The organism is Paenibacillus qinlingensis (genome assembly GCF_031455095.1).
Lineage (GTDB): Bacteria > Bacillota > Bacilli > Paenibacillales > NBRC-103111 > Paenibacillus_E > Paenibacillus_E qinlingensis_A.
Genome location: NZ_JAVDSB010000001.1, coordinates 666,090 through 678,719, shown reverse-complemented (window position 1 = coordinate 678,719; position 12,630 = coordinate 666,090). Strand labels below are relative to the sequence as shown.

The 12,630-nt window shown below is 45.9% G+C and carries 13 protein-coding genes and 1 riboswitch; of the genes, 1 reads left to right on the top strand and 12 read right to left on the bottom strand.

Annotated elements, in window-relative coordinates:
• Window position 1: 1 nt before the first annotated feature.
• The 7 genes from ribD to J2736_RS02910 form a co-directional block, all read right to left on the bottom strand.
• The gene (gene ribD / locus J2736_RS02940; RefSeq protein ID WP_310223368.1) at window positions 2–1,111 is read right to left on the bottom strand and encodes a bifunctional diaminohydroxyphosphoribosylaminopyrimidine deaminase/5-amino-6-(5-phosphoribosylamino)uracil reductase RibD; all 1,110 of its coding nucleotides are present in this window, start codon (window positions 1,109–1,111) and stop codon (window positions 2–4) included.
• A gap of 219 nt (window positions 1,112–1,330) precedes the next feature.
• Window positions 1,331–1,505: riboswitch (FMN riboswitch) on the bottom strand.
• A gap of 165 nt (window positions 1,506–1,670) precedes the next feature.
• The gene (locus J2736_RS02935; protein ID WP_310223367.1) at window positions 1,671–2,855 is read right to left on the bottom strand and encodes a hypothetical protein; all 1,185 of its coding nucleotides are present in this window, start codon (window positions 2,853–2,855) and stop codon (window positions 1,671–1,673) included.
• A 122-nt stretch (window positions 2,856–2,977) separates the two neighbouring features.
• A complete protein-coding gene (locus tag J2736_RS02930) occupies window positions 2,978–3,409 on the bottom strand; it encodes a peptidylprolyl isomerase (protein WP_310223365.1) in 432 nt (143 codons plus the stop codon).
• A 116-nt stretch (window positions 3,410–3,525) separates the two neighbouring features.
• On the bottom strand, window positions 3,526–4,857 hold the full coding sequence (gene lysA, locus J2736_RS02925; RefSeq protein ID WP_310223363.1) for a diaminopimelate decarboxylase: 1,332 nt from the start codon (window positions 4,855–4,857) through the stop codon (window positions 3,526–3,528).
• 163 nt (window positions 4,858–5,020) lie between these two features.
• The gene (locus J2736_RS02920; RefSeq protein ID WP_310223362.1) at window positions 5,021–6,649 is read right to left on the bottom strand and encodes a spore germination protein; all 1,629 of its coding nucleotides are present in this window, start codon (window positions 6,647–6,649) and stop codon (window positions 5,021–5,023) included.
• A 24-nt stretch (window positions 6,650–6,673) separates the two neighbouring features.
• Window positions 6,674–7,087 carry a stage V sporulation protein AB gene (locus J2736_RS02915; RefSeq protein WP_310225176.1) on the bottom strand — a complete coding sequence of 138 codons (414 nt, stop codon included), beginning with the start codon at window positions 7,085–7,087 and terminating at the stop codon, window positions 6,674–6,676.
• Between the two features lie 5 nt (window positions 7,088–7,092).
• The gene (locus tag J2736_RS02910) at window positions 7,093–7,725 is read right to left on the bottom strand and encodes a stage V sporulation protein AA (protein ID WP_310223360.1); all 633 of its coding nucleotides are present in this window, start codon (window positions 7,723–7,725) and stop codon (window positions 7,093–7,095) included.
• Window positions 7,726–7,916: 191 nt separating this feature from the next.
• Here J2736_RS02910 and J2736_RS02905 point away from each other — a divergent pair, with 191 nt between their 5' ends.
• Window positions 7,917–8,126 carry a DUF378 domain-containing protein gene (locus tag J2736_RS02905; RefSeq protein ID WP_310223357.1) on the top strand — a complete coding sequence of 70 codons (210 nt, stop codon included), beginning with the start codon at window positions 7,917–7,919 and terminating at the stop codon, window positions 8,124–8,126.
• 133 nt (window positions 8,127–8,259) lie between these two features.
• Here J2736_RS02905 and sigF read toward each other — a convergent pair whose 3' ends face one another.
• From sigF to J2736_RS02880, 5 genes are all read right to left on the bottom strand, one after another.
• Window positions 8,260–9,015 (bottom strand): RNA polymerase sporulation sigma factor SigF, encoded by a 756-nt coding sequence (gene sigF, locus J2736_RS02900; RefSeq protein ID WP_028554229.1) that lies wholly within the window; start codon window positions 9,013–9,015, stop codon window positions 8,260–8,262.
• An 11-nt stretch (window positions 9,016–9,026) separates the two neighbouring features.
• Window positions 9,027–9,473, bottom strand: coding sequence for an anti-sigma F factor (gene spoIIAB, locus J2736_RS02895; RefSeq protein ID WP_310223355.1), 447 nt, complete (start codon window positions 9,471–9,473; stop codon window positions 9,027–9,029).
• Window positions 9,470–9,823 carry an anti-sigma F factor antagonist gene (gene spoIIAA / locus J2736_RS02890; RefSeq protein WP_310223353.1) on the bottom strand — a complete coding sequence of 118 codons (354 nt, stop codon included), beginning with the start codon at window positions 9,821–9,823 and terminating at the stop codon, window positions 9,470–9,472. The genes spoIIAB and spoIIAA overlap by 4 nt, the downstream gene beginning before the upstream one ends.
• 116 nt (window positions 9,824–9,939) lie before the next feature.
• Complete coding sequence (locus J2736_RS02885) at window positions 9,940–11,115, bottom strand: D-alanyl-D-alanine carboxypeptidase family protein (protein WP_310223351.1); 1,176 nt, start codon at window positions 11,113–11,115, stop codon at window positions 9,940–9,942.
• Window positions 11,116–11,286: 171 nt separating this feature from the next.
• The gene (locus J2736_RS02880; RefSeq protein WP_310223349.1) at window positions 11,287–12,588 is read right to left on the bottom strand and encodes a pyrimidine-nucleoside phosphorylase; all 1,302 of its coding nucleotides are present in this window, start codon (window positions 12,586–12,588) and stop codon (window positions 11,287–11,289) included.
• Window positions 12,589–12,630: the final 42 nt, after the last annotated feature.

The window sequence follows — 12,630 nt, the reverse complement described above, 5'->3', positions numbered from 1 at the left end:
TCTAGCTCTTATACATCGGGTAACCGGTCATGCAAATGTCCGGTCCGAATTGCTCGACTCGCAGTCGGTCGAGCGTAATCGCGTCATCCATCTTCGCGTAGCCGTCGAAGTGGATGTTGACAGGTGCTGCCCCGCCCCCGCCGATAATTTTCGGCGCAAACATCAGCACCAGCTTATCAATGAGGCGCCGCTCCAGCATGGCGCCATTCAATCGGCCTCCACCCTCAAGGAGGATGGAGCCGATCTCGCGCTCGCCAAGCTGCTGCATGGCGAGCGTCAGATCCACCTGCGGGCCGTCGCCGCAGGTGAGGATTGTGATGCCGCGCGCTTCCAGCGCGGCACGCCGCTCCGCGGGCGCCTGTGCGCTTGCGAGCAGGATCGTCGGCTGACGATCCTGCTCGGTGAGCACGCGGGCGCCGAGCGGGACTCGCAGCTGCGAGTCCGCGATGATGCGTACCGGCTGCACAGCCGGTACGTCGCCTCGCGTGCTCAGCTGCGGGTCGTCGGCGATGATCGTCTGGACGCCGACGAGGATACCCTGATGCCGGTGGCGTAAGGTATGAACGAAAGCACGCGACGCTTCGGATGTAATCCACTTGCTGTCGCCGGTCTTGGACGCGATGCGGCCGTCCAGTGTGCTCGCGGTCTTCATCGTCACGAATGGCATACGCGAGACAATGAATTTGTTGAACACCTCGTTCAACTTCGCGGAATCTTCACCAAGCAAGCCTACGCTGACTTCCAAACCATGCGCGCGCAGTTTGGCTATGCCTGTGCCGGCAACTAATGGATTCGGATCTGTCACCGCAACAACGACGCGGGATACGCCAGCCTCGATGAGGCGATCACTGCAGGGCGGTGTTTTACCGTAATGACTGCACGGCTCAAGGGTCACATAAGCTGTGCTTCCTTTCGCATCCGCACCTGCCATTTGCAACGCCAGCACTTCGGCATGCCCATGACCACGTTGGAGATGTGCGCCCATGCCAACGATCCGGCCCTCTTTAACAAGCACACAGCCTACAACAGGATTAATCCCGGTTTGACCGAGTGCGCTCTCTGCCATCTGTAACGCGAGTCTCATATAGGCTTCGTCGTTCAATAGCTGCATGGATGTTCACCGCCTTTTGAATCTAATGCAAAAAAGCCCCTTCCGCTTTCGGATGGGGGCCAGAGATTGTTTAGATAACACGAATAAACACCAGCTAATACGCCTGTTGCATTTTTGATCAAATCAAACAATACCGACGAGATCGTCTCTACAGACAGACCTGCCGAATTTTTGTTAATGTGAAAAAATGAACAAGCATGCTAGCGAATTGGCATTCGCATTTTCCTTCTCTCATCCAGACTATACTGTCGGTCCCGGAGTTACACCAGGTCAACCGTAGCGAAGCTGTTGTCAGATACCGCTAGCTTCACAACGGGTCACGGACTGATCGCAACCATTTTCATGTGTGCGAATCACCGCCGGTGTGGAATTTCACCACGCCCCGAAGGTTTTGCATACTATAAAAGAAATAGTAACTAACCTTAGCTACTTATTTTCTTTATTAAACAAAAATTTATCACTCATGCATGAAAATTGCAAGGTCTTTTTTCATTTTATCTGATAAAACTTGTCGGAATTCATGGATTTGGAACTCCATATGGTTGATTTCACTATGAATTCACGGTTCTAACAATGCAATATCTGAGCAAATTGTTCCTTCTTCCCAATGCGGATTCGCATAACCTGCAGGTGCGTTCAGGTACGTCAACCAGGCCATGTCAAAGCCAGTTTTCTTTTTTGCCGCTAAACAAGCATTTCGAGGGTCAACACCTCTGGCCACTTCCGTTAAAAGTTCCTTACGTAGCAATGCGAAACGTTTGATTGTACGGTCGAACTCGGCTTCCTTCACGGTATTTATTCCACCTTGTACCCATTCACCTTCAAAAATAAAAGCATAATCTTGATACGACATAGCTTTCATCTCGGCGGCTTCCGAATAATCATGTATCGCTTGCTCATGGTATCCGTAGGATTCCGCCCACATGCCACTTATCAGACGATGATACGGTGTAGGTGATTGCGCATAGACTCGCCCGATCCGCTTCAGCTTATCTTGAACAATGGCATACGACTCCGTGAATTCCTGCTGCCAGGGTCCCGCTCCAACAGAATCAATTAGACCACCTGATAGCTGAAGCCTCCTGTCTTGAACTACTGCATGGGTTAAACTAGCTATTACTGCTGTTCCCATGTAGGTTTCAAGTTTTCCGGTTCCCCATGAAGACACTGTGTATTCGGAAAAGGTGGTATGTGCCCCGTTATTTGATGACACCCAAACGATTTCAGGCTTGCCATCACTTGTCAGGTCTTCTACGGTCATAACTTTTGCTCGGCCATTATTCACAGATGAAAAATTCAAACTCTGGAGTGTGTATTGGTCATCTTTCAAATGAATTACAACCCCATATGACTTACGCGCTCGGATAACGCCTGTTTGCTCATCTAGCATATCTTCCGCTAGCACGGTAACCCATTCATTCATAAAACCATCTTGATCCAGGTCTGTCCGAATGACGTCTAACGGCTCTTTCTGGGAATCGTATGACGATCTTCGTATTTGAAGCCATTCCGTCATATCACGGATAGGTTCATGGACTTGGCTAAGCTCTGCGGTGAGCTGCTCAATCAGAGATCTTCTCACCGTTCCTGAGGACGTTTCAGGCCTATTTACCTCAGAGATCAAGGTTACATCTTGCGGACTTTGAACAAGTAGCACCGGCTGGTCTGCTCGTGTCCAAGTTAATAAACCTAGTATAACCATCCCTGAACCTGCTCCTACACACCAAAGCCAAATCTTTTTCATCCAGATATCACCTTCCATACGTATTCCCTTTTTAAGTTTGACGTATCCATATGGGAATGTGTTCTAACGGAAAAAACAAAAACTGCCCAGACCGAAGTCCGAGCAGTTGTGTTTGCTAATAATTATACTTCTACTACTTCTACTTTTTCCATTTTGTCTTTGCCTTTGAAAGCATCAACAAGCTCCATACCTTTGGATACTTTACCGAACACTGTGTGTCCACCATCCAAATGTGGTTGCGGTTGATAAGCGATGTAGAATTGGCTTCCACCTGTGTTACGACCCGCATGTGCCATAGCTAGGGAGCCACGCTCATGTTTGTTCGGGTTGATTTCACAGTTGATTTGGTAACCAGGGCCACCAGTACCTGTTCCAGTTGGGCAACCACCTTGTGCTACGAATCCTGGAATAACGCGGTGAAAGACAAGTCCGTTGTAGAAACCAGAGTTTGCTAGTTTTTCAAAGTTAGCGACAGTGTTCGGTGCATCTTTCTCAAAAAGATCGATGATAACCTCTCCGCCACCTGCTAGTTGAATTTTTGCTTGTTTTGCCATTGTGTGGTTCACTCCTTTAGGAAATAATATCTTATTCTACTATGAATGACAGCATTACACAAACAGCAGAAGGAACCCTCACTAACGAAGGGCCTCCTGCTCGTAGTCTAATAGGATTAGACCGTCTTACTTACCTGTTTCATTCTCGACGGAATCAAGTCATTTCCCACGATTTGATCAAAAGATTCACGTTTCACGACAAGGTCGCTTTGGCCGTCTTTGACGAAAACAACACCCGGTCTGCGAATGCGGTTATAGTTGCTAGCCATCGAGTAATTGTAAGCCCCTGTACTCGACACCGCTAGAATATCACCTGCCACTACCTTCGGCAGATTCACATCCCAGATCAACATATCGCCACTCTCACAGCATTTGCCGGCAATGGATACGATCTCTGCTGGCTGCTCAGACGCGCGATTAGCAAGTCCCGCTTCATACACAGCTTCGTACAGCGCAGGACGCGGATTGTCCGTCATGCCGCCATCCACCGCGACATACTTGCGCACACCAGGAATATCCTTGGTTGTACCTACTGTGTAAAGCGTCGTCCCTGCGTCACCCACGATGCTGCGGCCGGGCTCAACCCAAATCTCAGGAAGCGGGTAACCGTTGCTGCCGAAGTTTGTTTTGATCGCATCTGTAATCGCTTTGACGTATACAGCCACTGGAAGTGGTGTATCTTCGCTAACATAACGAATACCAAAGCCACCGCCAAGGTTAATTACCTTAAACGTGACGTCTAATTCTGTACGCACATGAATGGCGAATTCAGCCATCTTCTCAGCAGCAATACGGAATCCTTCTACTTCGAAAATCTGTGAACCAATATGCGAATGAATGCCCAATAGGTCTAAATTGGAAAGTTGTGATGAGTCTTGAACTGCGCGGAATGCGGAGCCGTTCCCCAAATCGAAACCGAATTTGGAATCAGTTTGACCTGTTGAAATATATTCATGCGTATGCGCCTCAACCCCTGGCGTAATCCGCAATAAAATTTTCACCTTTTGGCGTTTCTCCGCCGCAATCGCATTTAACATTTGCAGCTCGATAAAGTTATCTACGACGAAACAGCCAATTTTGGCATCAATCGCCATTTCCATTTCTGAAATCGTTTTGTTATTACCATGGAAATGAATCCGTTCAGCAGGAAACCCAGCTTGAAGCGCTGTATATAGCTCGCCGTCGGATACCACGTCCAACGACATTCCTTCTTCTTCTACAATGCGGCACATAGCCATGACACAAAATGCTTTACTCGCATAGGCTACTTGAAACTTCAGCCCGGAAGCACTGAAAGCTTCAACGAACTCACGACAGCGCTGACGCACAAGTGACTCATCAAATACATAGAGAGGCGTGCCATATTCGGCAACCAACTTCGTCGTATCGACACCGCCAATTTCGAGATGGCCTTGGTCATTTATTTTACTGGTACCATGTAAATACATAGCTATATTTTCCCCTCTCTACTTGAACCTTCCCTATGCCAAATTCCGCTAAAGAGGTCGCATACATACTAATAAAAGTACCATAGTGCACGCGTATTTGACAATACATGTGCCTAGAACAAACAAAAAAGGGCTGGATCATTCCAGCCCTTCCCGCATCTTATTATTCAGGTTGACGAGTACCATCTATTGGCTTCGTTATGCTTAGCCTTGTTTTGCTAGCGAGTACCGGACGACGCAGTAAAATAGAGAAAAAGCTCTTGGCATTAAATGGGATAAACGGCCACATATAGGGCGCGTCATAGGACTTTTTCGAAGCCAGAAGTATAAGCCATAAGGTGGAGCCAATCACAAACCCAGGAACTCCAAAAATAGACACCGTTATTAATAACGCTAGCCTTACAATTCGATTGGCTAACCCTAATTCATAACTCGGTGTTGCGAACATCCCAATGGAAGCCAGCGCTAAATAGAGGATGACTTCATTGATAAAAAGCCCTGTCTTTACTGCAATGTCTCCGACTAGGATCGCCGCCACCAAGCCCATCGCGGTTGCAAGCGGTGATGGGGTATGTACCGCGGCCATTCGCATGAGGTCAATCCCTATATCTGCAATTAAGAATTGCAGGAGGAGCGGTAAGGTCCCTTCCTTCTGTGGACCTAGGAATTCTAGGCCCGCTGGCTTTAAGGAAGGCTCCATCACCATCAGATACCAAAGTGGGAGCAAGAAGATGGACATCATAATCCCAGCAAACCGAACCCACCTTAAATAGGTACCGATAAAAGGCGTATTTCGATATTCCTCCGCATGCTGTACATGATGGAAAAAGGTCGTCGGCAAGATCATGACGCTGGGTGACGTATCCACAAACACACAGACATGACCTTCTAATAGATGTGCAGAGACCACATCGGGCCGCTCTGAATAGCGCACCATCGGATAGGGATTCCAGCCCTTATTAACGATCATTTCCTCTAATTGTTTCTCACCTAATGGCAATCCATCAATATCGACTTGTTTCATTTTATCTTTAATCGTTTGGACGAGATTCGCATCCGCAATATCATTTATATAACCAATACAGACATCTGTCTTGGTTCGCTTACCGATTTGCATAATTTCTAATTTAAAACGCTCATCGCGAATACGGCGTCTAACCAAAGTTACGTTTGTTAAAAGGGTTTCTACAAAACCATCGCGCGAACCTCGCACGACGCGTTCTAGATCCGGTTCAGCGATGGAGCGGATAGGAAAGGTTTTCGCATCAACGGCTATAGCCGTCGTGACTCCCTCGATAAAGAAGGCTGTCCCACCCATTAACACTTGTCCCACGATCTCCGACATTTTGGTATAATGCTTTACTTGAATGTGGGGTATCAGTTTTTCAATGAATGTTTCCAAGGTATGATGAGCCACTGCTTCACTATCTGCATAGGTCAGACGAGTGATAATGTCCGTCAATACCGTATCTTTGGCGAATCCGTTGCAGTAAAAGATGCCAACCCGCTTAGCGCCAAATATCATTTCTCTCATCACAAGATCAAAACTTCGATTCAATCCGACCCGTTCTTCCAAGACACGTTGCACGTCATGAAGATTCTTCGGAATATCTTCTTCAATCTTCAATTGTTTTTCTTCCGGCGTCATATTTGTAATCGGATTATAGGCAGATAGATTTCCTTCCGCATCAACGGCGAGTGGTTCATCATGATGATCCCGCTTCGTTACTTCCTGAGGTTCTTCTGCGTTTCCTTCTTCAGTTGATGAACCATTTTTAACAATAAATTTCATTGGTGTGCCACCTTCCTCCGCCCGTTAATAAAATATCCATTCAAATAAGGAGCCAACCACTTTACCGAGAATCATGGCCATCAGTAACATGATCCGGTAGGAATCCATCCCTACTCGTTTGGCCAATATCGGCAGAACATTGACGATTTCAGTCAATGCTGCGGCAAGTAAGCCTACGAAACAGCCCGCAAATAAACCAAACAGGGCAGCTCCCATGGGAAATAAATGCATATGCAAATCACTGAAATCCACCCAAGTAAACCCTAATGAACCAAGAACAACTGCTGCTTCATAAGCGCGGATTTTGTTAAAGGACCTTGTGATCTGTGCTAATCTAGGAATGATATCCAGCACAACTAAGAAGGCAACCATGCCACTGCCAACCGTGATTCCTCCAGCTAACCCGATAAAAGCAGCCAGGAAAGCCTCCCCAATCAACCTAATCACTTCGATTCACCTTCATCATGGATTTTCGAATACTCTTCTGTTATCACATAATGATTAATGTTTTCTTGATACATAAACATTTCAACTTCGAGTGGACTCGGCTCTTCATTAAATTTCTTCTTGAACAAGTGATTAAAGAAGAGAACCATCCCTACTCCAATACCAATCGAATATGGGATTTGCAAAATAAGCGGATGTTCCACCTTTTTCCCCGTCATCAACTCATAAATACGCTGATGAACATCTAGCATCGAGACATCTGCATGGAAATTCATAATTGCCAGTCCTGAACCAATAAATAAAAGCAGCCATACGATTCCGATGAGAAGCGGGTTTGCTTTCTTATTATCGGTGTATATTTCTAACAGCACATGTGGTTCACCAAAATGTTCAACCTGCAGCTCTGGAAACCGTTTCTTCACTTTACGAATGATCAAAAGCATATCGATAAGCACTCGATTTCCATCCTCTTGCTGGGGTTGATGAATGACCAATTCGTTCAGAGCTTGTTCATATTCAGGCTCCACAAATAGCTGTGCAATATGATGCAATCTCACGATATGACCTTTGCGTACACGCGCTTTGCGACGAAGTCGAATATACAAATATTTGTTAACTGCCTGGACCATGGTTCACCCCTCTCAGAGCTTAACAATGACAATTTTGGCTGCAGTCGTCCATGTATAGAAATAGTATGCAAAATCATTCCTTCGCGTAATCAATTCGAGATCTGGTAAATTCTCCTTGCATAAAGTCTGTTTTAGCAAGGCATGTTAAATAGGGAATACGATTACTTATTCCATATAAAGAAGGTGATAACATGGCAAAATTCGCGCTAACACTCGTCATCATTGGTGCGCTGAATTGGCTTCTAGTTGGGCTTTTCGAATGGGATTTAGTTTCTGCCTTACTGGGAGGGGATTCACACCGTGAATCTTCAGGGTTAAGTCGTATCGTCTATTCCCTCGTTGGTTTATGCGGGATCTACTGCGTAAGATTTTATACCGTAGACCGTTATTCAGCTCGGTAGATTATCAATCAGGGAACAAGCCGCTCATCACCCACGAGAAGCTCTTGGGGAATTAGCGGCTAACTGGCTAAACAGGTAAAAAACCGTACTCCCTTATTAGGAGCACGGTTTATTCATTCCCTTGTATGGGAAGTTATTGCGCAATCTGATCTTTAATCGATTGCAAAATCTTTTTCTCCAAACGCGATACCTGCACTTGCGAGATGCCAAGCCTGCTAGCGACCTCAGATTGCGTCTGATCACGGAAATAACGGAGATAGACAATGAGTCGTTCTCGCTCAGAAAGCGTCCCAATCGCCTCGTTCAAAGCTAACTTCTCAAACCATTTTTCCCCGGATTCATCCGAAATTTGGTCCATGAGCGTAATGGGATCACCATCATTCTCAAATACAGTCTCATGAATCGACGAAAGCGGTTTATTCGCTTCTTGTGCGAATACGACCTCCTCCGGCGTTATCATAAGTTCTTCTGCTACCTCTTTAATGGTCGGCAATCTGCCTAATCGTTTGGAAAGCTCATCTTTCGTCTTGCGAATTTTGTTCGCAAGTTCCTTCAGCGAGCGGCTTACCTTTAACGTGCCATCATCCCGCAAGAACCGCTGGATCTCCCCAATAATCATCGGGACGGCATACGTTGAGAATTTGACATCATAAGATAGATCGAATTTGTCCACAGACTTAAGAAGTCCAATGCACCCGATCTGGAACAAGTCTTCGGCTTCGTACCCACGGTTCAAAAAGCGCTGAACCACGGACCACACCAAGCGGATATTGCAGCTGACAAGTGTTTCTCTAGCGAGTCCATCTCCGGATTGGCTGAGGGCGATTAACCGTTTGACTTCCGAATCGTCTAAATAACTATGAGAAGCATGCTTCAGATCAACATCCATAGATCCTACCCCTAATTGTATAAAGCTTTTTTAGATTCAATTCGCTTCAACATGTTTATTTTCGTTCCGATGCCTACGGCCGTCACAACTTCCACTTCGTCCATGAAATTTTCCATAATGGTAAACCCCATCCCAGAACGTTCGAGTTCTGGTTTCGACGTGTACAGGGGCTCCTTCGCTTGCTCAAGATCAGCAATACCTTCACCCTTGTCTTCAATTGTTAACCGAATGATGTCATCATCAATTTCAGCTGAAATAGTAATGACACCATCCGTTATATTGTTATAACCATGTATAATCGAATTCGTTACGGCTTCTGACACAACCGTTTTGATATCCGTCAATTCATCTAAGGTTGGATCTAATTGAGAAACGAATGCAGCCACTGCTACTCGCGCGAAGGCTTCATTTTCGGAACGACTGGCAAACTGCAACGTCATAAAGTTACGTTCACTCATAAAGCAACCTCCAAACTGGACATTGCATTACGCTCGTTATCTTGAATCGATACGATCTTAAACATACCCGAAAGCTCGAACAAACGATAAACGGCCGGTGACACGTCACAGACGACCATTTTGCCGCCCTTGCTCGTGATTTGCTTGTAACGACCAAGGATGACGCCTAGCCCTGAGCTATCCATAAAGGAGAGGTCTTTCAAACTAAGAATTAAGTGGTGCGTCTGCTCCTTGGCAATCGCATCTTCCATCCTCGCCTTCACACTATCCGCTGCATGATGATCTAACTCGCCTTTCAATCTTACAATCAGCGCTCTTCTACCTTGCTCAAACTCGATTTGCAGGCCCAATATGTTCACTCCCTTCAGGTCATGAACACTAGTTTCTACAAGGCTTCTTGTATTTCCTGCCCTCCGACAAAACTAGAAGAAAACCGCTAAAAGTAGGCAAAATAATCGTCTATTAGCTAATCCGTGTGAAATAGATTCGAGGTTGTCCGCTTGAATAACTTCCACCAAGAGGCTTTATCTACAGCTTGAGGAGACGCTAACGGGTACTCTGCCAAGACAGTATCGCCGTTGTACACCATAATTTTACCAATCGGCTGACCTTCACTTACAGGAGCTCGCAAGCTAGGATCTAATTGCAATTCATGTCGGATATTCGCCGTGTCCGTCCCTTTTTTCAATAAGATACTGTAGTTTTGCTTCGCAACTAAAGGGACCGTCGATACTTGCCCTTTATTTATCGTAAACTGACCCAAGCTATCGCCTGTTCTGAATAAAGGGTAATTCGTATATTGGGCAAAAGCATAATCAAACAGTTTCGTCACTTCGGCGTTACGCGTTTTGGTATTAGGTTCACCTAACACGACAGCCACGACCCTTAAATTGTCTCTTTTTGCAGTTGCAGACAGACAGAATTTCGCTTCGCTGGTATAGCCCGTTTTCAAACCATCAGCACCACTATAAAAGCGCACAAGTTTATTGGTATTCACAAGCCAAAATGGCTTAGGTGAATCTTTGCGTAAATAATCTTGGTAAGCACCTGTAAAATTCGTAATTCCTTCATGCTTCAGCAGTTCTCTCGACATAACGGCAATATCATTAGCCGTTGTGTAGTGATTAGCAACGGGAAGTCCATTACAGTTCGAGAAATGCGTATTCTTCATGCCAAGCTGCCCTGCACGTTCATTCATCATGGCCACAAAATTTTCTTCTGAGCCGGCAATTTTCTCAGCCATGGCTACCGATGCATCATTCCCAGATGCCATAGCGATTCCCTTCAGCATTTCCTGAACAGACATTTGCTCGCCAGGTTCTAAGAAAATTTGTGAACCGCCCATGGAAGCAGCATATTCACTAACACTGACTTTTTCATCCATTTTGATGGTGCCCTTGTCGATCGCTTCCATAATCAGCAACATCGTCATAATTTTTGTAATACTCGCCGGAGGAAGCTTCGCGTCCTTATTTTTCTCCGCGATCACCGTACCGGTATCCGCATCCATCAGAACAGCAGATAACGCATTCGGTGTTAGATCCACTGGCTGTACCTTGGTTTCCGCCGCATATATCGACGGCAGGACCAGCATCACACCTAGTTGTAAACAAATAAAACTGATTAGCCCTTTTTTTCGCATAGCAATTGTACCCCTCCTGAGATGTATGAAGTGAAAGTTTGGCATTTTGCAGCATGAATGACTGCTAATCAGTGTTGACGAATTCCCTCTAAATTATTCCATGAGGGTGAAAATAAGCCATAAAGACAAAAAAGCACCTTCCCGAAGGAAAGTGCTCTCTCGCAACATGAACTATTCAATGACATCATAAATCAATTGCTTCTGTGCTGGCTGTGTTGAGGTAATCTGATAGGCATCAAGAATCATAGCTTCAACCTCAGTCACATCTAGTCGGTTCGCATGAATGGTACAAATGGATTCGCCTACTTGGACTGCATCTCCAATTTTCTTATTCAGTGTGAGACCAACGCCATAATCGATTAAATCTTCTTTCTTCGCTCGCCCCGCGCCTAACAGCATAGCCGCAATTCCGATATTCTCAGCTTGAATCTCGTTAATGAAGCCAGCTTGCTGTGCTTTAACCTCCATATGATATGCGGCCGTTGGCAATAACTCAGGCTGATCAACAACGCGTGCGTCGCCGCCTTGACTGGCGATAAAGCGCTTGAACGTGTCTAACGCCTTCCCCTGCGTGATGATGTCACGAACAGCTTCCTGTGCTTCCTCGAAGGAAGTAAACACCTTACCCAGGACTGTCATGTAAGCTGCAACGGAAATGGCAACTTCCGTTAGCTCCGCGTCGCCTGTTCCACGAAGCACATCGATAGACTCTCGAATTTCATTCGCATTACCGATTTCGCGGCCAAGCGGCTGATCCATATCCGTAATCATCGCGATGGTTTTCCGATTCAAGCGAGTTCCGATGTCCACCATCGTACGTGCAAGAACGCGCGCATCTTCCACCGTTTTCATGAAAGCACCCGATCCGATTTTCACATCCAAAACAATCGCTTCTGCACCAGAGGCAATTTTCTTACTCATAATGGAACTGGCAATCAAAGGTATACTATCGACTGTCGCTGTCACATCGCGCAAGGCGTAGATTTTCTTATCAGCGGGGGCTAGATTACCGCTCTGACCAACAATCGCAATTTTGTTCGTATTCACCGCTTCGATAAAAGCTTCCTTCGATAACTCGATCTGAAAACCTGGAATCGATTCTAGTTTATCTAACGTCCCTCCCGTATGTCCCAAGCCTCTTCCAGACATCTTGGCCACTGGTATGCCTAGCGAAGCGACAACGGGTCCTACGATGAGACTTACTTTATCACCTACACCACCTGTAGAGTGTTTATCAACTTTCACGCCGGCGATTGCAGATAAATCAATCATTTCACCGGAACCCGCCATTGCCAAAGTAAGAAACGATGTTTCTTCATCTGTCATGCCATTCAAGAACGTCGCCATTAAGAAGGCAGACATCTGATAATCGGGGATTTGTCCTGCCGTGTAGTCCGTAATGATAAACGTAATTTCTTGTTCTGTTAACGCTTCACCAACGCGTTTCTTATGTATTAAATCAACCATTCTCATGAGAATACCTCCTTTAACATCCATCTTACCTCACATTTAGGA

Excerpts from the sequence above, each read along its gene's own strand:
- J2736_RS02880 (WP_310223349.1), bottom strand. The coding sequence starts at position 12,588 with ATGAGAATGGTTGATTTAATACATAAGAAACGCGTTGGTGAAGCGTTA.
- ribD (WP_310223368.1), bottom strand. The coding sequence starts at position 1,111 with ATGCAGCTATTGAACGACGAAGCCTATATGAGACTCGCGTTACAGATG.
- lysA (WP_310223363.1), bottom strand. The coding sequence starts at position 4,857 with ATGTATTTACATGGTACCAGTAAAATAAATGACCAAGGCCATCTCGAA.
- spoIIAB (WP_310223355.1), bottom strand. The coding sequence starts at position 9,473 with ATGAGTGAACGTAACTTTATGACGTTGCAGTTTGCCAGTCGTTCCGAA.
- J2736_RS02905 (WP_310223357.1), top strand. The coding sequence starts at position 7,917 with ATGGCAAAATTCGCGCTAACACTCGTCATCATTGGTGCGCTGAATTGG.
- J2736_RS02910 (WP_310223360.1), bottom strand. The coding sequence starts at position 7,725 with ATGGTCCAGGCAGTTAACAAATATTTGTATATTCGACTTCGTCGCAAA.
- J2736_RS02920 (WP_310223362.1), bottom strand. The coding sequence starts at position 6,649 with ATGAAATTTATTGTTAAAAATGGTTCATCAACTGAAGAAGGAAACGCA.
- J2736_RS02885 (WP_310223351.1), bottom strand. The coding sequence starts at position 11,115 with ATGCGAAAAAAAGGGCTAATCAGTTTTATTTGTTTACAACTAGGTGTG.
- sigF (WP_028554229.1), bottom strand. The coding sequence starts at position 9,015 with ATGGATGTTGATCTGAAGCATGCTTCTCATAGTTATTTAGACGATTCG.
- J2736_RS02935 (WP_310223367.1), bottom strand. The coding sequence starts at position 2,855 with ATGAAAAAGATTTGGCTTTGGTGTGTAGGAGCAGGTTCAGGGATGGTT.
- J2736_RS02930 (WP_310223365.1), bottom strand. The coding sequence starts at position 3,409 with ATGGCAAAACAAGCAAAAATTCAACTAGCAGGTGGCGGAGAGGTTATC.